Annotated in this window: 22 protein-coding genes and 2 pseudogenes; 16 read left to right on the top strand and 8 right to left on the bottom strand. The window is 46.9% G+C overall.

Going from position 1 to position 26,872, the window contains the following annotated elements; genetic code table 11:
• The first annotated feature begins 278 nt into the window (after positions 1-278).
• Positions 279-476 carry a hypothetical protein gene (locus tag AC0YN3_RS22015; RefSeq protein ID WP_475777100.1) on the top strand — a complete coding sequence of 66 codons (198 nt, stop codon included), beginning with the start codon at positions 279-281 and terminating at the stop codon, positions 474-476.
• Positions 477-507: 31 nt separating this feature from the next.
• Positions 508-636, top strand: coding sequence for an S-layer homology domain-containing protein (locus AC0YN3_RS22010; RefSeq protein WP_475777099.1), 129 nt, complete (start codon positions 508-510; stop codon positions 634-636).
• Positions 637-717: 81 nt separating this feature from the next.
• Here AC0YN3_RS22010 and AC0YN3_RS22005 read toward each other — a convergent pair whose 3' ends face one another.
• The 8 genes and pseudogenes from AC0YN3_RS22005 to AC0YN3_RS21970 all read right to left on the bottom strand — a co-directional run bounded on the left by AC0YN3_RS22005 (position 718) and on the right by AC0YN3_RS21970 (position 8,220).
• Positions 718-978 carry an HPr family phosphocarrier protein gene (locus tag AC0YN3_RS22005; RefSeq protein WP_475777098.1) on the bottom strand — a complete coding sequence of 87 codons (261 nt, stop codon included), beginning with the start codon at positions 976-978 and terminating at the stop codon, positions 718-720.
• Positions 971-2,698, bottom strand: a complete 1,728-nt coding sequence (gene ptsP / locus AC0YN3_RS22000; protein ID WP_475777097.1) for a phosphoenolpyruvate--protein phosphotransferase — start codon at positions 2,696-2,698, stop codon at positions 971-973. Before ptsP ends, AC0YN3_RS22005 begins: the two co-directional genes overlap by 8 nt.
• Complete coding sequence (locus AC0YN3_RS21995) at positions 2,698-3,807, bottom strand: mannitol-1-phosphate 5-dehydrogenase (RefSeq protein WP_475777213.1); 1,110 nt, start codon at positions 3,805-3,807, stop codon at positions 2,698-2,700. The genes ptsP and AC0YN3_RS21995 overlap by 1 nt, the downstream gene beginning before the upstream one ends.
• A gap of 45 nt (positions 3,808-3,852) precedes the next feature.
• A pseudogene (locus AC0YN3_RS21990) lies at positions 3,853-4,200 on the bottom strand (mannitol dehydrogenase family protein); the annotation flags it as partial.
• The gene (locus tag AC0YN3_RS21985) at positions 4,197-4,634 is read right to left on the bottom strand and encodes a PTS mannitol transporter subunit IIA (RefSeq protein ID WP_475777096.1); all 438 of its coding nucleotides are present in this window, start codon (positions 4,632-4,634) and stop codon (positions 4,197-4,199) included. The pseudogene AC0YN3_RS21990 and the gene AC0YN3_RS21985, both read right to left, overlap by 4 nt.
• 2 nt (positions 4,635-4,636) lie before the next feature.
• Positions 4,637-6,334 carry a PRD domain-containing protein gene (locus AC0YN3_RS21980; RefSeq protein WP_475777095.1) on the bottom strand — a complete coding sequence of 566 codons (1,698 nt, stop codon included), beginning with the start codon at positions 6,332-6,334 and terminating at the stop codon, positions 4,637-4,639.
• Positions 6,335-6,559: 225 nt separating this feature from the next.
• Positions 6,560-6,616 (bottom strand): annotated as a pseudogene (locus tag AC0YN3_RS21975) (hypothetical protein); the annotation flags it as partial.
• A gap of 164 nt (positions 6,617-6,780) precedes the next feature.
• Entirely contained in the window at positions 6,781-8,220 is a 1,440-nt protein-coding gene (locus AC0YN3_RS21970; RefSeq protein WP_475777094.1) for a PTS mannitol transporter subunit IIBC, read from the bottom strand.
• 199 nt (positions 8,221-8,419) lie between these two features.
• Here AC0YN3_RS21970 and AC0YN3_RS21965 point away from each other — a divergent pair, with 199 nt between their 5' ends.
• The 14 genes from AC0YN3_RS21965 to AC0YN3_RS21900 all read left to right on the top strand — a co-directional run bounded on the left by AC0YN3_RS21965 (position 8,420) and on the right by AC0YN3_RS21900 (position 26,857).
• On the top strand, positions 8,420-9,529 hold the full coding sequence (locus AC0YN3_RS21965) for an ABC transporter ATP-binding protein (protein ID WP_475777093.1): 1,110 nt from the start codon (positions 8,420-8,422) through the stop codon (positions 9,527-9,529).
• The gene (locus tag AC0YN3_RS21960; protein WP_475777092.1) at positions 9,519-10,337 is read left to right on the top strand and encodes an ABC transporter permease; all 819 of its coding nucleotides are present in this window, start codon (positions 9,519-9,521) and stop codon (positions 10,335-10,337) included. Before AC0YN3_RS21965 ends, AC0YN3_RS21960 begins: the two co-directional genes overlap by 11 nt.
• Positions 10,321-11,124 (top strand): ABC transporter permease, encoded by an 804-nt coding sequence (locus tag AC0YN3_RS21955; RefSeq protein WP_475777091.1) that lies wholly within the window; start codon positions 10,321-10,323, stop codon positions 11,122-11,124. The genes AC0YN3_RS21960 and AC0YN3_RS21955 overlap by 17 nt, the downstream gene beginning before the upstream one ends.
• On the top strand, positions 11,121-12,194 hold the full coding sequence (locus AC0YN3_RS21950; RefSeq protein ID WP_475777090.1) for an ABC transporter substrate-binding protein: 1,074 nt from the start codon (positions 11,121-11,123) through the stop codon (positions 12,192-12,194). Before AC0YN3_RS21955 ends, AC0YN3_RS21950 begins: the two co-directional genes overlap by 4 nt.
• Positions 12,195-12,287: 93 nt before the next feature.
• Positions 12,288-13,226: a DMT family transporter gene (locus AC0YN3_RS21945; protein ID WP_475777089.1), complete on the top strand. Its 939-nt coding sequence runs from the start codon at positions 12,288-12,290 to the stop codon at positions 13,224-13,226.
• A gap of 343 nt (positions 13,227-13,569) precedes the next feature.
• Positions 13,570-14,232, top strand: coding sequence for an HAD family hydrolase (locus AC0YN3_RS21940; RefSeq protein WP_475777088.1), 663 nt, complete (start codon positions 13,570-13,572; stop codon positions 14,230-14,232).
• An 88-nt stretch (positions 14,233-14,320) separates the two neighbouring features.
• A complete protein-coding gene (locus AC0YN3_RS21935; RefSeq protein ID WP_475777087.1) occupies positions 14,321-15,487 on the top strand; it encodes a mannitol-1-phosphate 5-dehydrogenase in 1,167 nt (388 codons plus the stop codon).
• 288 nt (positions 15,488-15,775) lie between these two features.
• The gene (locus AC0YN3_RS21930) at positions 15,776-17,035 is read left to right on the top strand and encodes a Glu/Leu/Phe/Val family dehydrogenase (RefSeq protein ID WP_475777086.1); all 1,260 of its coding nucleotides are present in this window, start codon (positions 15,776-15,778) and stop codon (positions 17,033-17,035) included.
• Positions 17,036-17,068: 33 nt separating this feature from the next.
• Entirely contained in the window at positions 17,069-18,046 is a 978-nt protein-coding gene (locus AC0YN3_RS21925; RefSeq protein ID WP_475777085.1) for a diaminopimelate dehydrogenase, read from the top strand.
• A gap of 217 nt (positions 18,047-18,263) precedes the next feature.
• Positions 18,264-19,049 (top strand): tyrosine-protein phosphatase, encoded by a 786-nt coding sequence (locus tag AC0YN3_RS21920; protein ID WP_475777084.1) that lies wholly within the window; start codon positions 18,264-18,266, stop codon positions 19,047-19,049.
• A gap of 465 nt (positions 19,050-19,514) precedes the next feature.
• On the top strand, positions 19,515-20,213 hold the full coding sequence (locus AC0YN3_RS21915) for an S-layer homology domain-containing protein (protein ID WP_475777083.1): 699 nt from the start codon (positions 19,515-19,517) through the stop codon (positions 20,211-20,213).
• 94 nt (positions 20,214-20,307) lie between these two features.
• Positions 20,308-23,247 carry a glycosyltransferase gene (locus tag AC0YN3_RS21910; protein WP_475777082.1) on the top strand — a complete coding sequence of 980 codons (2,940 nt, stop codon included), beginning with the start codon at positions 20,308-20,310 and terminating at the stop codon, positions 23,245-23,247.
• Between the two features lie 18 nt (positions 23,248-23,265).
• A complete protein-coding gene (locus AC0YN3_RS21905; protein WP_475777081.1) occupies positions 23,266-24,117 on the top strand; it encodes a hypothetical protein in 852 nt (283 codons plus the stop codon).
• 10 nt (positions 24,118-24,127) lie between these two features.
• On the top strand, positions 24,128-26,857 hold the full coding sequence (locus tag AC0YN3_RS21900; protein WP_475777080.1) for a glycosyltransferase: 2,730 nt from the start codon (positions 24,128-24,130) through the stop codon (positions 26,855-26,857).
• The last annotated feature ends 15 nt before the right edge of the window (positions 26,858-26,872 follow it).

Here is a 26,872-nt window from a genome sequence, read left to right as displayed (position 1 = left end):
ACAAGCTACATTGCACTTTCTACAACCTAAACCTTACATAGCACACAAATCCATTTCCTACACTGTAGAAAATGCAACAGAAGAGCAACCTTTTCACTCTAAATGGCTGGAATCGGTCATTACGCTGCAGATACTGCAACGTAGCCGGCCAACGACCTGCGTATGGGGAAATACGTTGCACTTTATGCATTGTAGTCGCTCAAAGGAGTGTTGCCTGAATTGGGCTTTAATGAATGGCCAAATGAATTAAAACATTCAGCCGTAGCAAATGCATTTATTTGTCGAGCAAAACAAACAGCCATGGCAAATACATTTATTTGTCGAGCAAAACAAACAGCCATGGCAAATACATTTATTTGTCGAGCAAAACAAACCGTCCCAATGCCGAGATTACGCGTATGGAGATGACAGCGATGATCGCAAACACGCTGAAGCTGAACTATTCCTGCGAATCCCGTCACTGGGTTTGCGGATGACGGAGCAATCCCGGAATGGGGGAGAAATGCAGTGGCTGCAATTAAGGAGCTTGGGCTTATCAAAGGCACTGACGATAATCGGTTCAACCCTGTTGCTCCAGCGACGAGAGCCGAGGCTGTAACGGTATTAATCCGCATGCTGGAGGAATTGAATCAGTAAAACCAGCAAACCTAATTTATTCATAAATAAAGGGCACCTACTTGGGTGCCCTTTTATTTTTGCTATGAGGTTAATTGCCGCTTACTCGTGAATTTCAGTAAGCAGCTTGCCAAGCGCCTCGAGCGCCTGCTCTTCCTGTTCGCCATCGATCTCCAGCGTGACTTCCTCATTTGCGGCGATGCCAAGCGTGAGCATGCTAAGCGAGCTCTTTCCGTTGACTTTTTTGCCTTTATTGATGACGTTCACCTTGCAGGGAAAGGTCGTAGCCGTTTGAACAAAGGTTTTGGACGGTCGTACGTGAAAGCCTGTTGGGTTAAGGATCGTGAATGTTTTGCTAATCATGATGAGTCACTCCTTTTTGGGTATCTTCAACAAATTGCGTTATTTCCTTAGTGCTCCGCATCGACAAGGCTTGGACGGCATGGCTGGACCATTCAGCTTGGTTAAGCTGGCTGATCAGTTCCCTAGCGGGAAGTATTCCGCCTGCGCTCATGCTAAATTCATGTAGACCGAGTCCTAGCAGCAGGGGAATTGCGGTCTCATCTCCGGCCATCTCGCCGCACATGCCGACCCATTTGCCTTCCTTCTCCGCGGCCTGAATGACAAAGCGAATGAGGCGCAGCAGGGAAGGGTGCCATGGCTGGTACAAATAGGCTACCGTTTCATTCATGCGGTCTGCCGCCATCGTATATTGAATGAGATCGTTCGTGCCGATGCTGAAGAAATCAACCTCTGGCGCGAAGAGGTCCGCTGCGATCGCCGCGGCAGGAATTTCGATCATCATGCCGATTTCGATATGTTCGGCGAGTTCCGCGCCTTCGGCGATAAGCTTCTGCTTCTCTTCCTCAAGCAGGCGTTTGGCTGCGAGGAGCTCTTCGAGAACGGCGATCATCGGGAACATGATCTTCAGGTTTCCATAGCGGCTTGCGCGGAGCAGCGCCCGCAGCTGCGTCCGGAACAGATCCTGCCTGTCTAAGCACAGGCGAAGGGCACGCTGTCCGAGGAACGGATTGCTTTCCTTCGGAAGCTCCATGTAAGGAAGCTCCTTGTCGCCGCCGATATCGAGCGTGCGGATGGCAACTGGCTTCGGATTCATTTTCTCCAGTGCATACTTATAGCTGATGAACTGTTCTTCCTCGGTAGGGAGCGAGCTGCGTCCCATATAAAGAAACTCGGTGCGGAAAAGCCCGATGCCCTCCGCGCCATTATCAATGGCCCGCTGAATATCATCCAGCTTGCCGATGTTGGCTGCGAGTTCCACCCGCTTACCGTCTTTGGAGAGCGTAGGGAGCCCCCTCAACCGGCTTAGCTCCGTTCTTCTTAAATCGTCAGCTTGTTTCTTGGCTTGATAATCCGCCAGCTCACCGTCCGAAGGATTGACGAGAACGATGCCTTGATTCGCGTCCAGCACAACTAGCGCATGCGGAGCGATATCGAGAACGGCGCTGCCTGCTCCTACGATAGCTGGAATCTCAAGCGATCGTGCCATAATGGCAGAATGGGAAGTTCGGCTGCCCACCTCCGTAATAAATCCGCGCACATAATCCAGGTTGAGCTGGGCTGTGTCTGACGGAGTCAAATCGCGGGCGACGATAATGCATTCCTCGGACATGCCCGCCAAGTCCAAATGCGGCGTGCCGCGCAAATGACTCATTATGCGCCCGGATACGTCTTCGATATCGACAGCGCGTCCGCGAAGCAACTCATCGTCCATGGCTTGCAGCAGCTCGACGAATGATTGGGCTGTCTCGTGCAGCGCAAATTCCGCATTTATGTTGTCTTCTTCGATTTTGAGGGCTATGGCGTCAATGAAATCTGGATCCTCTAGAATCATCAGATGACCTTCGAATATTTCTGCTTTATCCGCTCCGAGCTTTTCTTCGGTAGCAATGCGAATGGCTTCAATTTCTGCCTGCGCTACAGTTACCGACGACCGAAAACGCAATATCTCGGCGGAGCTGTCTGGAACGGTTTGCCGATTCGGGACGAAGCGTTCGGCAGATAGGAAAAACACGCGAGCGATCGCAATGCCGGGAGAAGCTGCTATACCCTTCAGTGTCATTAGGAGTTCATTCCTTTCTGTGCCGGACTATAACGCTGACCGATCTCGTCATATTGCTTGGCGGCTCTCTTATGAAGAGGGTGCTGCTCGGCAAGGCCGGTGTACTTGAGCAGCGTCGCATGAAGCCCATACTCTTTCAAATAAGCTTGCAGCTCTACCGATTCCGGGTCATCTGGATAATTGAAATACAAGGCAGCCGCCATAGCGGCGGTCAAGTGATCAACGGGAATACCGTATTGATAAGCGGATATGGCCGGTTTAACCAGACGATCATTCGGCGAAAGCTTGCGAATTGGCGAGCGGCCGATTCTAGCAATCTCATCCACCAAATAGGGATTAATAAACCGCCCCAAAATTTGATCCACGTAATCGGCGTGGGCTTTTTCGTCGAATTGATATGCGCGTACGAGAGCAGCCCCCGATTCGAGCAAAGCACCCTTCACCTCGGCAACGACATCTGAATCCTGCATCGCTTCTTGAATAGTTGCATAACCCTTAAGGTTTCCGTGGTAAGCTGCGACGCAGTGGCCCGTGTTCACGGTAAAAAGCTTGCGTTCGATATAGGGCTCGAGCCGATCCACGTAGTGAATGCCTTCGATTTCGGTCTGCGAGGCGAGCAGGGGAGAACGTTCCACGGTCCACTCATAGAAAGGCTCGACCGTAACCAGGAGCGAATCCTCGTGCTGCTGCAGCGGAACGATACGGTCTACGGCAGCGTCCGGAAAAGCAATGTTTTGGTCTGCGAACGACTGCCCGGCTGCATCCAATTGCTCGTAAACGAGTTTTTTCAAAAGCGCGCTGCCGCCCAGCGCATTCTCGCAAGCGATAATGGGCAAGGCGCGATTGCCGCTTGTTGCAGGCAGCTCGCTGCCTCCGTCAAACGCACGCTGCTGGCTGGCTCCGTCATTCGCAAGCAGCTCGCTGCCTCTGTCAAAAGCACGCTGCTGGCTGCCTCCGTCAAACGCACGCTGCTGGATGGCTCCGTCATTCGCAAGCAGCTCGCTGCCTCCGTCAAAAGCACGCTGCTGGATGGCTCCATCATTCGCAAGCAGCTCGCTGCCTCTGTCAAACGCACGCTGCTCAATGCTTCCGTCATTCGCAAGCCGCAAGCTGCCTCCTTCAATCGCAAGCCGCTCGCTGCTACTGTCATTAGCATGCAACAATCCGCCTTTACCGCTCGCACGCCGCTCAATACCTCTGGCAATCGCGCCTGCGATATGCTTCAGGATGTTTACGCCAACGGCGGTCGTCACGATATCGGCGCCTGCAATGGCCTCGGCAACTTGCTCAACGTCTTTGCCGTCAATTGCCGTTATGTGGTCGACCAGATAAGTGTCTCCTTGCTCATTAGCAAGCTTTACTGCATATTTCCCTTTCTCCTGCAGCTCCGAAACGAGCTTGTCGTTCACATCGACGAAGGTTATTTCGTAGCCGGCGTTGTGGAGCAGCAAGCCGATAAACCCTCTGCCGATGTTGCCTGCGCCAAAGTGGACGGCCTTCATGCTTCCATCCCCGATTCGAAAATGGCAATCAGCTCTTGCTCGTTCGCGGCGTTCAGAATGCGCTGCATGTCTTCTTCCTCGGAGACGAGCACGGCTATGCTTGTCAAAATATCCAAATGGGCGTCGCCGACCGCGGCTAGGCCGATAACCAGCTGAGCGGGCTCCTCGCCGCCGAAGTCTACGCCTTCCGGCACGGTGATAATGGCAAGCCCGGTAGATTGAATGATGGCTTTTGCTTCATTCGTGCCGTGCGGCATGGCGAGTCCGCCGCCGATGTAGGTAGACAGCGAGTCCTCTCGTTCGATCATCTTTTCAATATAAGGCGCGGGTACATGGCCTGCGTCTACGAGCATCTGCCCGACAAGGCGGATCGCCTCGTATTTATCTTTTACGCTCACGTTAAGCTTTACTTTGTCTGTTGATAGAATGGTCATGGTTAGTCTCTCCAATCCAATTTTGTTTTTATATAATTCTCCAGCTGTTTGGAGATGAATAGCTTAATGCTTGCCTCGTCACCCTCTGCAAAAACGGCAATCAGTTCCGGCAGCAGCAGCATGGCGCTAATCTCGCTTAGCAGCTCCAGGCTGTACGTGTCGAGCTTGAGAGGACCGAGCATCAAGAGCAGTTGAGAGGCGTGCGAGGAGCCGTCCTCGCTTAATGGAAGCGGCCTGTCGTAACGATACAAAGCGAGCAGAGGCGCTTCGATCCACTCGCTTCGCGTATGAAGCAATGCGAGCTCCGAATCCGGCATGATCAGAGAACCTTGCCGCTCTCTTTCGAGCAGCTGCGAAACGATTCCGTCGAGATGCTCGCCGATATAAGGCTTTTCGATTAAGGCGAGCATGCAGGGGAGCTGATACTCGAGCTGCTCATGCTCTTCGGCCAAATGCAAATCATGCACGCGCATGCCGTCTACCAGACTCAGGACAATGCCGGAATAAAGCTGCAGCAGATGCAGTCGGTCCATCGGCGATTGCCGGAAGTCATCGGCCGCGTTGGCAATGGTTGGACTTTCTTTTTTTAAGGTAGTGCCTTCAATATAGGCGCGAAGCTTGGTCGTTTCCTCTTGCGAGAGCATGGGGCTGAGTTTAATATAGCGATCAGGCTCTAGCGGCAAATCAACCGTTGAAATAATCAAATCATAACGGTCAGGCGGAAGCCGCCGCGCTTCGAACCATGAGAAATGGCCGATCAGCTCGATTTGCGGCAGCTCCTTGGCGATTTTGACGGCAAGAAGCTTGGAAGAGCCTATTCCGCTCGTACAGACGAGCACGGCTCTAATTTTTCTCGGGAATGGCTTCAATCTCTCCAGCGATGCGCCGAAATGCATGACGATGTAGCCGATTTCCTCGTCTGGAATCCGGAGAGCCGTATATATCTTTTGTACACCGCTGCGCACGATGGAAAACAGCAGGCTATATTCCTTCTTGATTGGCGTCAGCATAGGATTGCGAATGGCAATTCCGTCTTGAATGCGCCTAAAAGCAGGCTTGATGTGGCGGATTAGTCCGTCCTCCAACGAGCGGTCATGGGCGAGCGACATTTGAAGCTTCGATTCCACATGGCGGGTAAGCTGCTTCACGTTCTCGATGGCCGTAATGTCCTCCTGCAGCACCAACAAACTGCTTTCCGGAAGCGCCTCGTTATCCAGCAGCCCGGATAGATACATTCGCTCTTGGGCTGGGGGCTGGATGTTAAGAACGTCCAGCAGGCTTCGCAGCAAAGGAATCGGCTCCGTATTGCCGGCTGGGCTGGGCGGGATCAAGCAACCGCGCTCTATGCGAGTAAACGCGACGGACAGCTTGATCAGCAGCTTCGTATAGTCGGATTCCGACAAGGTGTTGGACCAATCGTCGCTAAGCTCCCATAGGGCATGCTCCAGCCTTTTGAAGTTTTCTTTGCCGATCATGTCGAGTAGCCGCGCCGTAATCGGATTGGTTACCGCCAAGTCCTTGAATTGTCCGAATAAGTCGGTATCGTCCAGATGGTTGGCGGCAAGCAAGCTGATGGCATGGCGCTTGGCCGTCTCCTTGCCAATAATCTCTACGCCGTAGCCTCTGCGCCTCACAAGCGTCAAGCCCTGCCGTTCAATGAACGGTTCGAGCTCATCGAGATCATGGCTAATCGTTGGCATAGTGACGCGCAGCTCATGCGCAAGCGAGAAAAGCTTTATGGGCTCATCGAGCTCCAGCAAGCTGCAGAAAATTAAAATTTTGCGCTCGTCCGCCGAATATTCCGCAGAATCGGCATGGTCGAACGAATGCTTGAACCGCTCGAGCGCAGCGTGACTGGCTTCGGCGCGAATGCCGAGCCCCGCGGTTTTGTGCAGCTGAATCCCGCTCGCAGCAAGAAGCGGCTCGATATCGTTCAGCTCGCGATGAATCGTGCGTGTGCTGGTGCCGACGATTGCTGCGATATCGGCGGCGGTAATTTCATGCTTTTGCTCCAGCAGCAGCTCTATAATGCGACGTTGCCTAGTCGAGGCTTTGATAGGTTATCCTCCTTAACAGAAGAATGGACTTAACGCCGACAGAAAACTGTCAGCGTTAAGTATGGTCTACATAAAAGTAACGGTATCGTTTATTCGCTTAGCCTTTGTACAAGCAAGTCGTATTCAGGGCTTTTGAGGAAATTGTCAATCGAGATATGCTCGGCGTTCGGCGCCTTCTGGCGAGCGCGGTCCGTGAGCGTTTTGTGGGTAATGACAATATCGGCATCGCCTGGAATATCGTTGATTGCGGTATTGATAACCGTGACGGGAAGCTCGGCTGCATTTACTTTTTTGCGAAGGATCGATGCGCCCATCGCGCTGGAGCCCATTCCTGCGTCGCAGGAGAAGACGATTTTGCTAACCTGTTCCTTCGATCGCTGCGCAACACCCGTAGAAGGAGACGCGGCGGTTGTACCTTTTGACTCAGCTTTCATTTGCTGTACCTTCTGTGTCGCAAGCTCCAGTTCATTGTCATCGCTCTCGCTTTGCTTGCTGGTTTTGAGCAGCACGGCGGACACGAGGAAGGATACGACTGTCGCCACGACTACGCCGCTCAGCATAGCCAGCACGCCGCCTTTTGGCGTCATCGAGAAGTAGGCGATTATGCTTCCCGGAGACGGTGCGGCAACCAGTCCTGCCCCGAATAAGGAGAATGTGAAGGTTCCGGAAACGCCGCCTGCGATGGCCGCTAGTATCAAGCGCGGATTCATGAGAATGTAAGGGAAATAAATTTCATGGATTCCGCCGAAGAAATGGATAACGACAGCGCCGGGGGCGGAATGCTTAACCATGCCCTTGCCGAACAGCCAATACGCTAGCAGGATGCCTAGTCCGGGACCCGGGTTCGATTCGAGCATATAAATAATCGATTTGCCGGTTTCGGTTGCCTGGTCCAAGGCGAGCGGTCCGAGAATGCCGTGGTTGATCGCATTGTTAAGGAACAATACCTTGGCCGGCTCAATCAATACGTTCACGAGCGGCAGCAAGCCGGTATCGATCAGCCATTGAACGCCGGAGGAGAGCACATTACTCAGTGCCTCTACCACCGGGCCGATTCCTTTGAACGCGATGAGTGCGAGCCCGCCGCCGATAATGCCGGAAGAGAAGTTGTTGATGAGCATTTCGAAACCGGGCGGGATCTTGCCATCGATCGATTGGTCGAATTTCTTCAGTACCCAAGCCGCGGCAGGGCCGACGATCATCGCTCCGAGGAACATAGGGATCTCGGCTCCGGCGATCACGCCGAGCGTGACGATGGCGCCAATGACGCCGCCGCGTACGCCGTGGATCATTTGACCGCCGGTATAGCCGATAAGAATAGGGAGAAGATAGGTAATCATTGGTCCGACAAGCGTCGCTAAGCTCTCATTCGGTATCCAGCCTGTCGGTATAAATAAAGCGGTAATAAGACCCCAAGCGATAAATGCACCAATATTAGGCATGACCATTCCGCTTAGAAAGCGGCCAAACCGTTGAACGGAAACTTTAAAACCGCCGGAGACCGGTTTTTCAGATGCCAGTTTATTCATGCTTCAACCTCCAATTAACATAATGTGTGCGAACCGAACATGAATTAATCGTAATGTATAGCGCTTACATGTTCAATCAATTGAAAAGCAGGTTGCGTCATGAAGACTGTTGACATCATTTTTCTTTTCCTATTGCCGATTTGCGGGGATGCGGTATAATCACTATTGTTTCTTCTAATTAGGCAAAGGGGTATGCGAGATGCAGGATCAAACGATTATTCGCTTTGAGCACGTCACAAAGCAATATGACAATAGCGCTGCCGCTGTTCTGAAAGACGTTAGCTTTACGATAGAACGCGGCAAATTTTATACGCTGCTGGGCCCATCGGGCTGCGGCAAAACGACGATACTTCGGTTGATTGCGGGATTCACCGAGCCATCCGAGGGCCAAATCTATTTCAATGGAAAAGTCATTAACCGCGTTCCCGCGAATGAGCGGCAGGTGAATACCGTATTTCAGGATTATGCGTTGTTTCCGCATCTGAATGTGTTCGAGAACGTGGCATTCGGCCTGCGCATCAAAAAAATGAAAAATGCAGAGATTACAGCGAAGGTGATGGACGCGCTGAAATTCGTCAATCTGCCTGGCTACGAGTCGCGGGAAATTGCCGAGATGTCGGGCGGCCAGCGGCAACGGGTAGCGATTGCGCGCGCCATCGTGAACGAGCCGGAGATTATATTGTTGGACGAGCCGCTCTCCGCGCTTGACTTGAAGCTTCGGACCGAGATGCAATACGAGCTGCGCGAGCTGCAGCGCCGCCTTGGGATTACGTTCATATTTGTCACGCATGACCAAGAGGAAGCGCTCGCTATGTCCGATGAGATTTTTGTCCTTAATGAAGGAAAGATTCAGCAGAGCGGCACGCCGACGGATATTTACGATGAGCCGATCAATCGCTTTGTCGCTGATTTCATTGGGGAGTCGAACATCGTGCCGGGACGGATGGTGCGCGACTTCGAGGTTGAGTTTGCCGGCAATTCCTTCGCGTGCGTCGACCAGGGGCTCATGCCGAATGAGGCGGTCGATATCGTCATCAGGCCCGAGGATCTCGAGATTACCTCGGCGGGTACGGGCAGGCTGCAGGCCCGGGTAGATTCGCAGCTGTTCCGCGGGGTTCATTATGAGATTTGCTGCTATGACGAAGCGGGCAACGAGTGGCTAGTCCACTCCACGCGCAAGGCTATTGTCGGCGAACAGATCGGCTTGCATTTCGATTCGGAAGCGATTCACGTCATGCGGATCGGCGAGACGGAAGAAGAATTCGACAAACGTCTGGAAGCGTACAGCGAGGCTGACAATGTCGAATAGATCACGCCGTTTCTATCTGGTTCCCTACCTGGCATGGATCATGCTGTTCGTTGTGGCGCCGATCGTGCTGGTTGCGTATTACTCGTTCTTCGACGTAGAAGGCCATTTCACGCTGGGCAATTACGCGAAGTTTTTCACGCCGGTGTACATGCGCATGACGCTCAGCTCTTTCTGGTACGCGTTTCTTATTACTGCGATATCGCTGCTTGCGGCGTATCCGGCAGCCTATCTCTTAACGAGGACCAAGCATAAGCAGCTGTGGCTGCTGCTGATTATATTGCCCAGCTGGATTAATCTGCTGCTCAAGGCCTATGCATTTATCGGCCTATTCGGCACTTATGGCTTGACGAATAGCTTGTTGGAAGCGATTGGTATTGGGAAACAACAGATTTTGTTCACGGATTTCAGCTTCGTGTTTGTCTCCGTGTATATTTTCATCCCGTTCATGATCCTCCCTATCTTCAATGCACTCGAGGAAATGAATCCAACGCTCGTATACGCAGCGAGAGATCTGGGTGCATCGGCATGGACGACGTTCCGCAGAGTGATCTTCCCGCTTACCATAAGCGGGGTGAAGTCCGGCTGCATGGCCGTCTTTATTCCGGCGCTGTCGCTGTTCATGATTACCCGCCTCATCGCGGGGAACCGTGTCATTACGCTCGGCACTGCAATAGAGCAGCATTTTCTCGTCACGCAGGATTGGGGCGTGGGGGCGACTATCGCCGTCTTTCTCATCCTTGCGATGGCGGCCATGATGCTGCTTACCGGCAATCGGAAGCGAGGTGCAGTCTATGCGCGGAAAAAATAAATGGTCGAATATTTACTTGTTGCTCGTATTTGCTGTACTTTATGCGCCCATTTTCTATTTAATGTTCTATTCCTTCAACAGCGGCGGGTCGATGCGTGACTTTGAGAGCTTTACGCTCGACTACTACAAGGAAGTATTCGCCGATACGCGGCTGCTTATTATCGTGCTCAATACGTTCGTGATCGCGCTGCTTTCTGCCGCTATCTCGACGATTCTAGGCGTTATCGGAGCGATCGCCATCCATCATGTGCGAAGCAATCGTCCGAAGCAAACGCTGCTTACATTGAACAATGTACTGATCGTTAGCCCAGACGTGATCATTGGGGCGTCTTTTCTCATCCTGTTCACGATGATCGGGATTAAGCTTGGCTTTGTATCCGTGCTGCTCTCGCATATTGCGTTCAGCGTTCCGATCGTCGTCATCATGGTGCTGCCGAAGCTGCAGGAAATGAGCACTACGCTTATCGACGCTGCGCGGGATCTGGGCGCAAGCTCCTGGCAGGTGCTTGCCAGAGTCGTGCTGCCATTTATCAAACCAGGCATATTCGCTGGCTTTTTCATGGCGCTGACGTATTCGCTTGACGACTTTGCGGTCACCTTTTTCGTAACGGGCAACGGCTTCTCGACGCTGTCGGTCGAAATTTATTCAAGAGCCCGTCAAGGCGTATCCTTATCTATCAATGCGTTGTCGACGCTTATTTTCCTATTCACGATTATTCTCGTCGTCGGCTATTACTTTATTAATCAGCGAAATGTCAAATCATCGGTGAAGGAGGGACGCGGATGAAGCAGCTCGTGCGCATGTTTGCGGTTGTATTTGCCGTATCCCTTGGGCTCATCTATTTGACTGCCTATTTGAATGATAGCGAAGGCTATAGCGGCGACAAGACCTTGACGATCTATAATTGGGGCGACTATGTCGATCCGGAGCTGCTGGAGCGTTTTGAGCAAGAGACGGGCATTAAGGTCATCTATCAAACCTTCGATTCCAATGAGGCGATGATGACGAAGATCGAGCAGGGCGGGACGACGTTCGACGTTAGCGTACCCTCGGAATATGCGATTAGTAAAATGAAAGAGGAAGGCCTGTTGCTCAAGCTCGATCATGACAAGCTGCCTAACTTGAAGCATATTGATCCGAAATTTATGAATTTGTCCTTTGATCCGGATAATGCGTATTCGATTCCTTATTTCTGGGGAACGGTCGGCATTGTTTATAACCCTGAGCTTGTAGGCGATCTCGCCTTCACGAGCTGGAATGATCTATGGGATGAGCGGCTGCGCAATCAGATCTTGCTGCTTGACGGCGCGCGGGAGGTTATGGGCATGGGACTGAATTCTCTCTCTTACTCGCTCAATGATACGGATGAAGCGCATATGCAGGAGGCTAAGGCGAAGCTGAAGCTGCTGACGCCTAACGTCAAGGCGATCGTTGGCGATGAAATCAAGCTGCTGCTCGCGAACGAAGAAGCGGCGGTCGGGCTTGTATGGTCAGGGGATGCTTCCGAAATTATGGGCGAGAACGAGAAGCTCGATTACGTGGTGCCGGAGGAAGGCTCGAACCTGTGGTTCGACAATATGGTCATTCCGAAGACGGCGAAGAATATCGAGGGAGCGCATCAGTTCATCAACTTTATGCTCGATCCCGAGGTGGCTACTCAGAATACGGAATATGTCGGTTACTCAACGCCGAATCAATCGGCAATGTCGCTGCTGCCGGAAGATATTTCGGGTGATGAGCGCTTTTATCCGAATGAGGAGCTGACCTCAAGGCTTGAAGTGTATGATAATCTCGGCAAAAAAATGCTGGCCCATTATAATGAGCTGTTCCTAGAGTTTAAAATGCATAAGAAATGAGCCAATATCGGGGCGTTTTTCGCTGATCTCCCATGCTATGATGAATAAGGAATTTGAGCGGTGAACAATTGCGAATAGATGGAGCGGAAAAGAATGAACAATAAGTGGTTGAACTACGGCGGACTGATCTTAATCGCTGTCGTATGGGGAGCGAACTTCGGTATTTCGCGTCTCGCGATGGAGTCGTTTAATCCGATCGTATTCTCTTTTTTAAGATTTGGTCTAGCTATTCCTTTCTTCTTTCTGATCCTGAAGCTGACCGAAGGCAGCGTGGGCATACCGTGGCGAATCGTACCAAGGCTGGCGCTTATCGGCCTTATCGGTATTACGCTGCTTGAGATTACGGTCATGTACTCGATTAAGTATACGACGCTTGCTAACGCTTCGCTCCTTAACGTTGCGCCATGGCCGATTTTTGCCGCTTTGTTCGCTCCGTTGTTCATGAAAGAAACGATTACGCCGCGGCTGATCGTCGGAGGCGGGATATCGATCGTTGGCGTGTGCTTCGTCATTCTCGGCGGTGACGAGGGCTTCAGCCTATCCTCGGACAATATGCTCGGCAATGCGATGGCATTCGGCGTCAGCATCATCGGCCCATTGTTCAATCTCAGCTCCATGTCGCTTATGAAAAAATATTCGGCGCTGCGCGTCAGCACTTGGACCATCGCGTTCGGCTCTTTATTCATGCTGCCGCTGACGTTCGGCTCATGGGGGCAAACGAACTGGTCCGCGCTGAATGCCGGCCATTATCTATCTATTGGGTATAATGTATTAATCTGTACGGTAGTTGCTTTCGTGATGTGGAATGCCTGCATGTTCAAAGTCGGAGCTACAAGGTCCAACTTCTTCCGTTATGCGGTGCCTGCCGCTGCGGTGGCGGCCGGTTACTTCATGTTCGACGAGAAGATCGCGCTGCTTCAAATGTGCGGAGCGGGATGTATGGCTGCGGGCTTGATCTGGATCAGCATCGAGCGTAAAAAACGGGTTGAGCCAGCTGCTCCATCCGCCAATGCGGGAAGCCAGCTCATATAAAATAAGCAGCTTCATAATAGCTTTGAAACAAGAGGGCATGTCAAGGAGAAGTATTCTTCCATGGCATACCTCTTTTTTGTGAACAAAGGAATGAGAAAGGAAGAGGGTTGTTATGAAAGCGGTTGATTAGAATTGTCTGAAAATTATTTTCGGAAACAATCGAAGCGTTTGCACGAAATGACGGAAATCCAGTCGTAGCAACGGAATTCACGGATTTTATGGCATGCAGGGACAACCCTTCAAACAGCCGTTTGGGCACTTATACGCCTTGACTCTCGCTTTTCATGCATGTTACGGTTTTGTTAGACAATATAACATTAGCTTGGCGGGAGGAGAATGAGGAATGATTAAAGCGATTATTTTTGACTTTGACGGGACGATTATCGACACGGAGACGGCGTGGTACAATGCGTTTCGAGAGGCTTACTTGGAGCATGGCGTTGAGCTCACGTTAGAACAATACTCGGGCTGCATCGGCACTAGTCTGCATACCTTTAATCCTTATGAATACTTAATGACGGATCTGAAGCTGGCCATAGATAAAGATAGCTTCCGTGACTCGGTACATGTACAGCATACGAATCTCATGCAAAGCGAGCAGGTGCGATCCGGTATCTTGGATTATTTGAACGATGCGAAGGACTCGGGCATGAAGATCGGGCTTGCTTCCAGCTCGCCTCGCGCTTGGATCGACAAATATTTGGAGCAGCTTGGGCTCGGTCATTATTTCGAGGCAATCCGAACGGCGGATGACGTGGCGAAGGTTAAGCCGGATCCGGAGCTTTACGTACAAACCTTAGCGGCTCTCGGGGTGGAGGCGAATGAAGCGGTAGCGATTGAGGACTCGCCTAATGGAGCGCGAGCGGCACTGGCGGCAGGCATGTCTTGCATTATCGTGCCGAATGCCATTACGAAATCATTGCCATTTGATCAGTCTGATCGGTATTTTCATGCGGAGTCTTTGTCCCATATTGATTTTCAAATGATGGCTGCCGGAGGACTTTAAGTAGGCCGTAAGATCACGTCCTAATAAATCAGAATGTTCAGATAATATAATCACTGACCACACCATCCAACAAAAGGGGGTTCGGACAATGAAGGCTGTACATTTCGGAGCAGGAAATATTGGCAGGGGGTTTATTGGTCTTCTGCTGTCCCATGCGGGCTATGAGGTTACCTTTATAGCGAGGAATGAAAAGAAAATTCAACTGCTGCAGCAGCAGAAGCAGTATTCGGTTATGCTGGCGAACGAAGAGCGTGATACGAAAATCGTGAATAATGTGACTGCGATCAGCGGCAAAAATAAGGCGGCGGTGGCATCGGCTGTCGCGACGGCCGATATCGTAACGACAGCTGTCGGAGTAACTGCGCTGAAGCATATCGCGGAATCCATCGCCTCAGGCATTGCGCAGCGCCTTCGTGCAACGAATACGGAGCCGCTGCATATTATTGCTTGCGAGAATGCCATATCGGGAAGCACGCTTCTCAAACGAAGGGTGTATGAGCATCTGCCTGCAGACCTGCATCAAGAAGCGGATAGCTGCGTCGCTTTCCCGAATACGGCCGTTGACCGAATCGTCCCCGTACAAGAGCATGATGATCCGCTTAAAGTAACGGTGGAGCCGTACTTCGAATGGATCGTTGACCGCTCGGCAATGATGGAAGGTTTCCAAGAGATTGCTGGCGTCAAATATGTGGATGCGCTAGAACCTTACATCGAACGTAAGTTATTCACCGTAAACACAGGTCACTGCACGGCTGCGTATCACGGTTATTTGGAAGGCTATGAAACGATTCAAGAGGCGATGGCGGACTCTCGCATACGTTCTGAATTGTCGCAGGTGCTAAGCGAGACAGGCAGCATTCTGACCTCCAAATACCATTGGGACACGAAAAAGCATGACCGCTACGTACAGAAAATGATGGTGAGATTTACGAATCCGCTGCTGTCGGATAGCGTAATACGCGTAGGCCGCTCGCCGATGCGCAAGCTGTCTTTGAATGACCGGTTGGTAAGGCCGGCTTTGCAGGCGCATGAGCTGGGGGTATCGGTACCGCACCTGACTTCGGCCATTGCAGCGGCGCTTTTGTTTGATTACGAGAAGGATGAGGAAGCCGTTGCGCTGCAAGCTGCAATCGCGAGCGCGGGCATTCATGACGTAATCACATCGCATATGGGCATACCGCATAAGCATGCCTTTCATCAAGAAATCGTGGATAGCTATGGGATGCTTAAAGAGTCATATGCCGCAGCTAAATAAGCGGCCTAGAGCATAACGGGGAAAGACCCAACTGGAGCAGGAATTCCAGCTGGGTCTTTCCTTTCTTTGTATGCCTGAGTTTCCAAAATAGCATATATATGTTTTGATGTTAGATGTCACTGTAACTACCACTCAATGAAACCTAACATGACAATGGATAAATCCGTAGATTTTTTGCACTTTTCAGCTAAATTTTTCTTTTAAAATACTATGGAAACAGTTAAAATCAGAAAAGCGGCCTTCCCATGGAATGGGAGTCGGACTCTACGAAGAAGGAATGAACCTGAAATGACAGTGAGTATCGCGCAAGAAACGTTAAATCCGTACCAAATCGCACAACAGCAAATTGACACGGCAGCCGCTCTTCTTAAACTGCCTGAGCATGTAACGCAAATTCTTAAGAAGCCGAAGCGCGTGCTCTCGGTTAGCTTTCCCGTTCGCATGGACGATGGCTCGATCCGCGTGTTTGAAGGTTACCGTGCTCAGCATAATGATGCGATCGGACCGACTAAAGGCGGCATTCGCTTCCACCCTGACGTAACGCTGGATGAGGTAAAAGCGCTTTCGATGTGGATGAGCTTCAAATGCGGCGTAGTCGGCTTGCCTTACGGCGGCGGCAAAGGCGGGGTTATTTGTGACCCGCGTATTCTCAGCAAAGGCGAGCTTGAACGGATCAGCCGTGCATTCATGGAATCGATTGCTGATTTTGTAGGACCTGACAAGGATATTCCGGCACCGGATGTATATACTACACCACAGGTTATGGGCTGGATGATGGATACGTACAGCAGATTGAAGGGTGTAAATTCACCAGGCGTAATTACAGGCAAGCCGCTTATCCTCGGAGGCTCCAAGGGCCGCAATGAAGCGACGGCACAAGGCTGCGTATACACGATTCTAGCTGCGCTTAAGGATATGCATATCCCGGTTCAGAACGCGACTGCAGCTATTCAAGGCTTCGGCAACGCAGGCCGCATTGCGGCGCGTTTGCTTAGCGAAGCAGGATGCAAAATCGTAGCGGTTAGTGATTCCCGAGGCGGAATTTATGATCCGGAAGGCATTGATATCGAACGCATCTCTGAGCTGAAGGACCAGTCTTCGATTCGCGAATACGGCGAAGAGTACGTCATTTCCAACGAAGCATTGCTTGAGCTAGACGTAAATATTCTAGTGCCGGCAGCGCTTGAGAACGTCATTACAGCTGCGAATGCAGATCGCATCAAAGCGAAAATCGTAGCAGAGGCTGCTAACGGCCCAACAACGCCTGAGGCAGACCGTATCTTGGCAAGCCATGGCATTACGGTTATCCCGGATGTTCTGGCGAACGCAGGCGGCGTAACGGTTTCCTACTTCGAATGGGTACAAAACCTGATGAACTACTACTGGAGCGAGGCAGAAGTGCTTGAGAAGCTTGAAACGAACATGATTCTTTCCTATGTAGCTGTTCGCGATCTTGCCAAAGAGCATAAAACAGATCTTCGTACAGCAGCATATATGATATCGATTAAACGGATCGCGGCAGCTATGGAAGCAAGAGGCTGGATCTAAGCATCAAATTAACTAAGATAAGGTGGCGGCAGCATGACAGAACAGATTCGTATTGGTATCGTGGGTTACGGAAATTTAGGACGAGGCGTAGAACTTGCTATCAAGCAAAGTCCCGACATGAAGCTGGATGCTATTTTTACGCGCAGAGATCCTTCTTCGATCCCGTCAGCTGTTCAAGCTTATTCCATTGAGGAAGCAGAGCGTTTCAGTGATGCTATCGATGTGATGATACTTTGCGGGGGATCGGCGACCGACCTGCCGGAGCAAGGGCCTGCTTTTGCCCGGATGTTCCACACCGTGGACAGCTTCGATACGCATGCGCGCATTCCTGAATATTTCGAGCAAGTGGATGCGATGGCAAGAGTAAGCGGCAAGGTAAGCGTTATTTCAACAGGCTGGGATCCAGGTTTATTTTCCCTAAACCGGTTGCTTGCAGAAGCAATTCTGCCAGAAGGCAAAGAAAATACATTCTGGGGAAAAGGCGTGAGCCAAGGCCATTCCGATGCCATCCGCCGCGTTAATGGCGTTAAGCACGGCGTGCAATACACCATTCCAAGCGAGGATGCGGTCAATCGCGTTCGGAGCGGCGAGAATCCGGAGCTGACGACGCGGGAGAAGCATATCCGTGATTGCTACATTGTGGCCGAGGAAGGCGCTGGCCAAGAAGCCATTGCTCAGGAAATCCGCAGCATGCCGAACTATTTCTCCGACTATAATACGACGGTTCATTTCATTGATGAAGCAACGATGAAAGCCGAACACTCCTCTATGCCGCACGGCGGTACGGTTCTTCGCAGCGGTAAGACGGGCGAGAACAGTACGCAAATTATCGAATTCGGGTTGAAGCTGGATAGCAATCCGGAATTTACGGCTAGTGTTCTAGTCGCATATGCTAGGGCTGCCTACAAGCTTGCTCGTGAAGGTCAAGTAGGAGCTAAGACCGTGTTCGACATCCCTTTTGCCTATCTTTCGCCAAAATCCGCCGCGGATCTTCGTAAAGAGCTTCTTTAGAAAAAATTGAACAAATCCTGAACAAATTCTGAACAAACCCCGTTTTTACATTTTTTTACTTACACATCTGGGAATTGTAGGATATACTCGATAAGTGCTTGCAATACTGTCGAATTATAACGAGACTTGCTGAAACATCTCTTCTCCTATGTTAGAATAAGTACAAACCTGCCTATCAGGTGGCTTTGATCAAATTCTACTAAGGAGTGAGATCAGCATGATAGACATCCATACGCATATTTTACCCGGATTGGACGATGGCGCAGCGGATTGGAATGATACTTTGGATATGGCCCGGGCAGCCGTTTCAGAGGGAATCACAACCATTATTGCAACCCCGCATCATGCCAATGGAACATATACGAACATAGCACAAGACGTAACCGAGCACACTCGCGCGATTAATGAGAAATTAATCGCTGCGGGTGTGCCTGTTACTATTCGGACTGGACAGGAAATTCGTGTTCATGAAGATTTGCTTGATGCGTGGAGTAGGAAAGAATTGCTTCCTTTAGCCGGCTCTAGTTATGTATTAATAGAGATGCCATCCTCTCGAATACCGAAGTCGATGAGCGAGCTCATACACGAGCTCACTATTCTAAAGTTAAAGCCTATCATTGCTCACCCCGAAAGAAATGCTGAGATCGTGCAACACCCGGACCGATTAATCGAGTTGATTGATGCTGGGGCATACGCACAGGTTACAAGCCATTCTCTCCTTGGGGGGTTTGGCAAGCGAATTGAACGATCTGCCTGGACTTTATTAAAAGCAGGTCACATACACATTGTTTCTTCTGATGCGCATCATATCGTTCGTCGTGGTTTTCACTTGCGTGAAGCATACGATGCTATTGAGAGGCGGATGGGAGAACAATACGTTCAGTATTTTCAATTAAATGCAGAAGCGGTGCTGAATGACTCTTCTTTTATGTCGAAGCCTCCTATTGCTGATTCAGCTAACAATTATTTTCGGCGATTAGCGACACTGTTTTACAAAAAATAGGTTTTTAAATGTTAACGAGAACCAAGGTATTTCTATGTCTAATTACTTGTAAAAATTACTATTAATATGACATAATGTAAAATTATCTGTTAAATGAACGGTTTAAATAAGATTGAAAAATACTTTAAAAATCCAAGAAGTGAATTTGTTTTATTAACATTGATCTTTTACATAGATTTCGATTATTAATTTTGATTTTTTGTAAAGTTTCGAAGCGAGTATGCCGATAGTTTAATTAGCTAACTTTACAACTTTTATCTCTTCATAGTAAGAAAGAAGCGTTAATAAATATTAAATCGGTTTGTTACTAATAAGACAGAAATTCGAGTTCAAGGGGAACGTAATTTAATCGGATTAGCTGACCTTATTTATAATTTTATCAGACTTTAATATTCATAACGGCATATGAAGGTTGTAGAGTAACATAAAAGTTTTTTAAAATATTTTTTTGGAGGATGATTGAAAATGAATGTAGAAAGAACGAAGAAAATTACAAAGTTTGCTGTCACGTCTGCTATGGTGGTAAATACTCTAGCAGCTCCGGTGGCAGTATTTGCGGCCGAAGGGACGCAAACTCCTGATGCCGTACAAGCAGCAATCAAGGAGCTTATGGAAAAGTCGATCATGGTAGGCGGACCAAATGGAGAATTGAATCTAGAAGGGAAATTGACTCGTGTACAAGTAGCTGCAATTATTGCGAGATCACTTAACCTTGAGACGCCAGACATTCCAACTTCTAAATTTACAGATGTAAGCAGTGATAACTGGGGCTTGAAGTATATCTATGCTTTGGAAAAAGTAGGTATTATGATTGGTTCTGATGGGGCTTTCCGTCCAAATGCCATTCTAAAAAAAGAAGAGCTGGCTGCAATTTTGGTGCGTATTACTCAAACGAACATTACAGGTAAAGGAACTAATCTTCCTGTAACGGATGCTAATGAAATCAGCGATTGGGCGAAAGCATATGTACAGGCGGCAATAGAAGCTAAGCTACTTACAGTGACAGATGGTAAATTTTCACCTCAAAATCAGGTAGAACGTAAAGACGTAGCAGTATTGACAGCAGGATTTATTAAAGAAGAGAAGTTTGAGCAATATAAAGAGTCAATAAATACGCTGCTTGAAGAAGGCAAGAAAATTTCAAATAGTGATCCAACGGTCTAATTTATTATAATTTAAAATCTCAAAGGGCCATTATCTCGCTTATAACAAAGCGAGATAACGGCCTTTAATATATAAAGAGAAGGAAATTGTAAATATGAAAATAGCTTGTTGTATTCTAGTGAGAAATAATGAGGATACTCTCTTTAAAGCTATTCAAAGCATAAACTCTTATGTGGATCAAGTCATTGTATTAGATACAGGCTCGGAGGATGGAAGCATTCGTATTGCAAAAGAACTTGGAGCTCAAATTATATATCATAACTGGAACGATAGTTTTGCTGAGGCAAGAAATTTATTGCTAAAGCAGTGCGTTGATTTTGATTGGGTCATGTTTATTGACTCGGATGAAGAATTTAATTGGCATGGTGAAATGGGTTTTAGGACTTGGATTGACAATATTAATGTTAGGGAAACAGTCGTCTCATTTGAGTGCCATCATTACGAGACAGACCGTACTCGCTTGTTGTCAGTAACGCATGTTGAGCGATTATTTTCCCCATCTCTATATGAATATAAAGGAATCATACATGAGAGATTAATCAATGTGAAGCAAGTGGATGCGAAGAAAACTAGTTTGTGCGCGGATGGCTATTTTAAACATTATGGGTATTCATCAGAGTTTAATCCAGTTAAAAGAACAAGGAATTTAGCGTTGCTCTACAAGGAATTAGAATCGAATGAAGCGGATGGGTTAACTCATCGCTATCTATCTGCAGAATTTTATAACGCGGGTAATTATAGTGAAAGTCTAAAGTTTGCAAAAACTGCGTTGGAATTGCTTATATCGACACAGTCGTACAGTAAAGCACAAGCGCATTATTATAAAATAATGAGTTTATTACAGCTTGGGTACCAGCATGCAGCCGAGAGCAGTGCCCGGGAATGTATGAACGAATGGCCGTATTATGTAGACCCGTATATGATTATTGCCGAAATTTGTTTTGCACAGCAAAGATGGGAAGAGGCGTTTCAGTGGTATTGTACGTGGGAGCAACTGGTTCAACGATCTAATCATTTATTTCCTAATCATTGTATCTCATTAGTGGAAGTCTATTCTCGCCGTATATGGGTTTGTTCATATAAGAAGGGTGATTACAAAGTTGAGTATAGGGAAGAGGTTAAAAAGATGAAAATTGCAGTGCTGTTATCACATCCACAACTAGAATCTAATCGTGAAGAACTGCTGTATCATATAAATTCTGTTTTTCATGAGTATCAAATAGAAATTGGAATATGGTCGCCGAAACCAAATGAGATTTCAAATGAGATTAATCACTGGTTAGAAGACAGAGTTGATCGGGTTGTCAGCGGTGAAACAATAGATGAGGCAATTACTAATTTTAAAAACGACAGCAGTGCAAATTTGTTATGGGTATGGAAAGCCAACGAGCGACTTGCGACTGAAATCAACGATGAGCTTATTATGGAAACCGCATTAGGTGGCGGGGCAGTATTGGTCAAAGCGTATTCGGAAAGATTAGGACATGAATATGTTGAAGAACGTATCCATTTACTTAGCTCTCGTAATAATAAAACAGAATTCAAGCTATACGATTCAATAGCGAACTCAAGTAGAAATGATAAAGAAAAATGTTTGGATAAACCAACGATTACGATAGAGAAGCCGCTAATTGTGGTGGATGAAAAACAACAATCCTACCTTGAATTATTGAATGAAGAAAATGCAATTCAACAACTTTTAATTGCATTTGGGTGCCAAAGGTATCAGCAAGTATTATCGCTTCCTGAACCAGATAAAGGGTCAACAGATTGGAGAACATTTCAGTTTTTTCAGATTCTTTCTTTAATTAATATGGATAATTTAGAAGGTGCTACGGATAAAGTATATACGGTTTTGGATGCTGATTTGGATGAGAGAGATCAGTTGGATTTTATATATCTTTACGGTAAAATGACCGTCAACATCCAGATTGAAGAGATGAAAAAAGAAGTAAGCGAATTATTAAACGCAACTCTACAGCACAACCAGATGATTGATACTAAGTTAGTGTTAACGACAGAGTCACATTGGCTAGCACTGGTTGCGGAACTTCAATGGCAGATAGGAGATAAAAAGAAGGCATTTGTTTCTTGGAAACAGTCTTTGGAAAATTCCGCTTTTTTAAACGAAGCGTGCGCATTCAGGTTGGCTGAAGCAATATACGAGAATTATAAATCAGAAGGAATTGATAAAATCTCGCGTAAACTATTAGAGATTTTCAATGTAGACAATCCCGCAGCTCAAGCTTTGCTAAACCCGCTTTTCTGTTATTTGAATATGCAAGAGTGGGCCGTTTTATTTTCTCGCCATCGAATGAAAAATATAGCGCCAATCGAATCTTCGCCATTGGTAAGTGTAGTTATGCCTGTGTATAACGACACGAAATATTTATTTGAAAGTATTAGGAGCATACTCGCTCAAACACATTTGGAGCTAGAACTAATCATTGTAGATGACGGTTCAGTTGAGGATATAGCTGCAATTGTCAATCGATTTAAATTTGATAGCCGAGTAACCTATTATCGGATGGTGACCAATCGGGGTCTTCCTAATGCTTTGAACTATGGTTTCTCGAAAGCAAAAGGCGAATATCGGTGCTGGACTTCGGCGGATAATTTTGTCCATCAACGCTGGTTGGAGCGAATGATTGAATTTCTAGCTGCTCATCCGAATGCTAGCGCCGTATATTCAGACTATTATCATGTGGATGTAGATGGAATCGTAATCGAAACAAAGCGGTTACCTAATTACCGATTAAACGGTATGCAGAACGGGGGTCCATCCTTGATGTGGAGAACTTCCTCGCATCGTAAGACTGGCAATTTTGATGAGTCGCTGTTCGGAATCGAGGATCGTGATTTCACCGTCCGGCTTGCGTTAACGGGGCGTATCGTTCATTTGCAGGAGCCATTATACTATTATCGCATTCATGGAGAGAGTCTTTCTTCTAAAATTGACACAGGTACCTTCGGAGGTTGGGAAGCTCTGCATTTCAAGCTAAAGCGGAAATGGCTTCATTTAAGCTTTGTATAAACAATTAGGAGATGGGACATGTATAAATTGCATACGGATCGAGATGTTCTTTCCCTTCTTGAACAAGGACATCAGGAGGTTCAATTAGATGCCTTGCGAGGCTTGCATAGAAGCAAAGTTTCCAAGTTGGTAGAGTTAAATGAAGTGGTGAAGGAATTGGAAATAGCAGTTAGACAGCGCAGAGAAGAGCTGGAGAAGAGCAAAAGCAAAAATTCTGAATTAAAACGTTTATTGGATAGCGATATGCTGCTTATGGATAGGTATGAGACTATAGTTAAGTACGAGAAAGAATACTCGACGAGACAGTTATACTATATGAAGGCATCGGAAAATGTAGACTCGAGTTTCTTGAAGATTACATCTATTTTACATGACAAAACAGATTGCAAGAATATCATAGTTGTTCCGGATGGGATTATATTTAATAACAATCGGATCGGTTTGTTGTTGCAATCGTTGTCCGAGAGTGGCTTTATATGCATATCATTTAATGGATTACTTGAAGAAGAAATAGTAGAAATTTCGAACGGGTATTATGAATATAAAAATGAAGCCATGCTTCTCAAATGGCTTATCGAAAACAAAATGATTCCAATCGTTCTTTGTACTTGGGTGCTGCAAGCTGCTTGGTACGATTTATTGGATTTCAAAAGAATTTGGTATGATATTTGTGAAGAAGAGGACCTGTTATGGGGAATGGACGCATCTACACGATTAAAACATTATGAGATATTAAAACAATCCGAAATCGTAACCTATTCGGATGTTAAAAAGAAGAAACATACGTTGGTAAGAAAAGATTCTCTGTTACTCACTGCAACTAGTGTGGATAGATTGATCGCTAAGCTTAATCAAAGGATTGAGGTGTAATTTACAAACGATGGAAAACTCGAAAACAGCTATTCAACGTGAGATTGATGCGATAAAAACGGCACTACATCAGATTAACGAGCTGTCAGAAAAGCAATTACTAGCCCTAGACCGTTTAAAAGATGAGAATATCCATCTCGATAATGAAGAAATAGTACAACTGGATATTGAAAAGAAGTATTTAGATGAGATTTTGCTTTTTGAAAAGGAATTAGCAGAAAAAGATTTATTATTCGCTTCTCGGTATAAAAGTCAATTACAGTATTATAAAAATATTGTAGAATCACCTCTATCGACGGAGGCAAGGGACATTATTAAAGTAATTCAAGAGAGTAATTACTTAGGAATAATCGTGTATCCAGTTGCTGTAAATTGGGAGCCTATTCAACGCCCTCAGCATTTATTAATGGAGTTTGCGAGGAAAGGTTATTTGTGCTTTTTTTGCGATCCATCTCCTGAGTTTTGTCTTAGGGAAATTGAAAAAGGACTTTTTGTTGTATCTAAACAAGAACATTTGCTGCAAGCATTACAAACGTCCAATGTACTCATTTTGAACTCTTATTTAATGCAAAATGCTTGGATAGAAAACCTCCCGCATAAGACGATTTGGTATGATGTTCTTGATCGCGTTGATTTTTTTAGTTTATACGATAGAAATATGTTGGCTAAGCATTATGAAGTGCTGCATGAAGCGGCTATTGTCACATACTCAGCTAGACAGCTGCAGGAATTTGTAACCGATAGAAATGATTCTGTTTACTTACCTAATGCATCGCGGCTTGAAGATTATGCAGTTGAAAAGGATGCAGATTATTATGTACCGGAAGACATGGTTTCGATTATAAAGAGGAGAAACAAAATAATTGGCTATTTTGGAGCAATCGAAGCTTGGTTTGATACAAAGCTGGTAAATGAGTTAGCTGCATCTCCGGGGGTTGATATTGTTTTAATAGGCTATTGTGGCATTTCGGAAAATATTTTTCCAGATAATGTCCATGTTCTAGGTCCGAAGCCATATAAAGAGTTAAAAGACTATACGGCTCACTTCGATGCTGTAATGATTCCGTTTATTGTGAATAAGCTAACGAATTCAGTTTCACCGGTCAAATTTTTTGAGTACTGTGCAATAGGTAAACCAATTATTACTACGTCAATAGCTGAGGTAGTTCCATATGCTGGACCAGGTATTACATTCGCAAACGAAAAAAGTCCAATTAAACTCAACGATTCCTTTTGGGTTATGACATCTGATGCTAAGGATCATCTGAGCATGATTGCGCACCAAAATCAGTGGGTAACGAGAGCTAATGACATTGAAAAGCTTTTACAGTCAGAAGTGTCTTGTTTAAATGTATATGCAAATCGTGCGCCTGAGCAAAATGTGGCTGTATTTACGGCAACCTTCATGGATTACAATGGAGAGAATTACTATACAGGCGGGGCTGAAAGATACCTTGTCGATCTATATGAGGTATGTAAGGATTTGGGCATAAAATTAGATATTTATCAATATGGAAATTTTCCTTGGCATAGAAAATATAAAAACATTGACATATATAGCTTAGGACATGAGCTTTTGAACATGGACGAGTTTACAATAGAGACTTTAAATGCATTTAATCGTCGTTACTTATATGCGGTTGAAGGTATGGCAATACTCAATATTTATTCAGCATTCTTCCAAGCCTATCCGCATGCAGCACATCCTAGTATAGGAATTAGCCACGGTGTTTCATGGGATAATTATGGAAGCGAATATAAAGATGGAGCGCAGTTCTGGGCTCATAATGAAAGATTCATAAAAAGTGCCGAGCAGGTACAAAAAATGGTTTCTGTAGATACCAATACGTCGAATTGGTTCCAAACGGTTTCGTATCAGACCGGAAGGCAAATGATCAGCGTACCTAACTATGTTGATCCGGATGAGTTTTTCCCAGACATGAAAAGAGAAGACGGGCGAACCCGAATTGTCTACCCGAGAAGGCTGTATGAGGCTCGTGGTTTATACATTACACTTGCAGTAGTGGATGAGATTTTGGAGCGTTATCCAGAAACGGAATTTCATTTTGTTGGAAAGGGCTTCGAGGAAGATGTAAATGCAATCGAAAAAGCAATAAAACGATGGCCAAATCGTATCTTTTGTTATCACTGTGATCCAGACGAGATGCATCAGGTATATAAAGAAGCAGATATCGTATTAATACCAACTTTATATAGTGAAGGTACAAGTCTATCTTGTCTAGAAGCATGCGCAACCGGGAATACAATTATCGCTACTAGAATTGGAGGATTAACCGATATTATTATAGATGGTTTCAATGGACTTCTTATCAATCCGGATAGCAAATCATTGAAAAAGGCTATTATTGAATGTTTAGAGAATAAAGAATTATGCGAAAAACTCTCTCGAAATGCTTATGAGGTATCCAAAGCATTCAATAAGAAAAACTGGAAAGAAAAGTGGAGGTCAATTATTCTATCTTTACTACCCGCAAAAGATGGGTACGAAAATTCTAATCGCGTTAAGAGTATCTCTCGATCAGAAATTGAGCTATGCGTAACAGCTGATATCAAAAATGAAGATTGGATCCTAGTGGTTGCTCAGTATTTAAAACAAGGGCAAACCGTGTTTATTCGCGGGGATCACAGCCAGAGTTCTGAATCAAGTTTTGGGCGATTACAGTGGATTTCAAACGAGACAGAATTATATTTTCAGCCTAAAAAGAAGAGCTTTGACTAAGAGAGAGGGTTGAAA

The sequence above is a fragment of the Paenibacillus sp. J22R232 genome (assembly GCF_056269165.1).
Note: the sequence above shows the minus strand (reverse complement) of the source record. Positions and strands in the feature narration are given on the sequence as shown.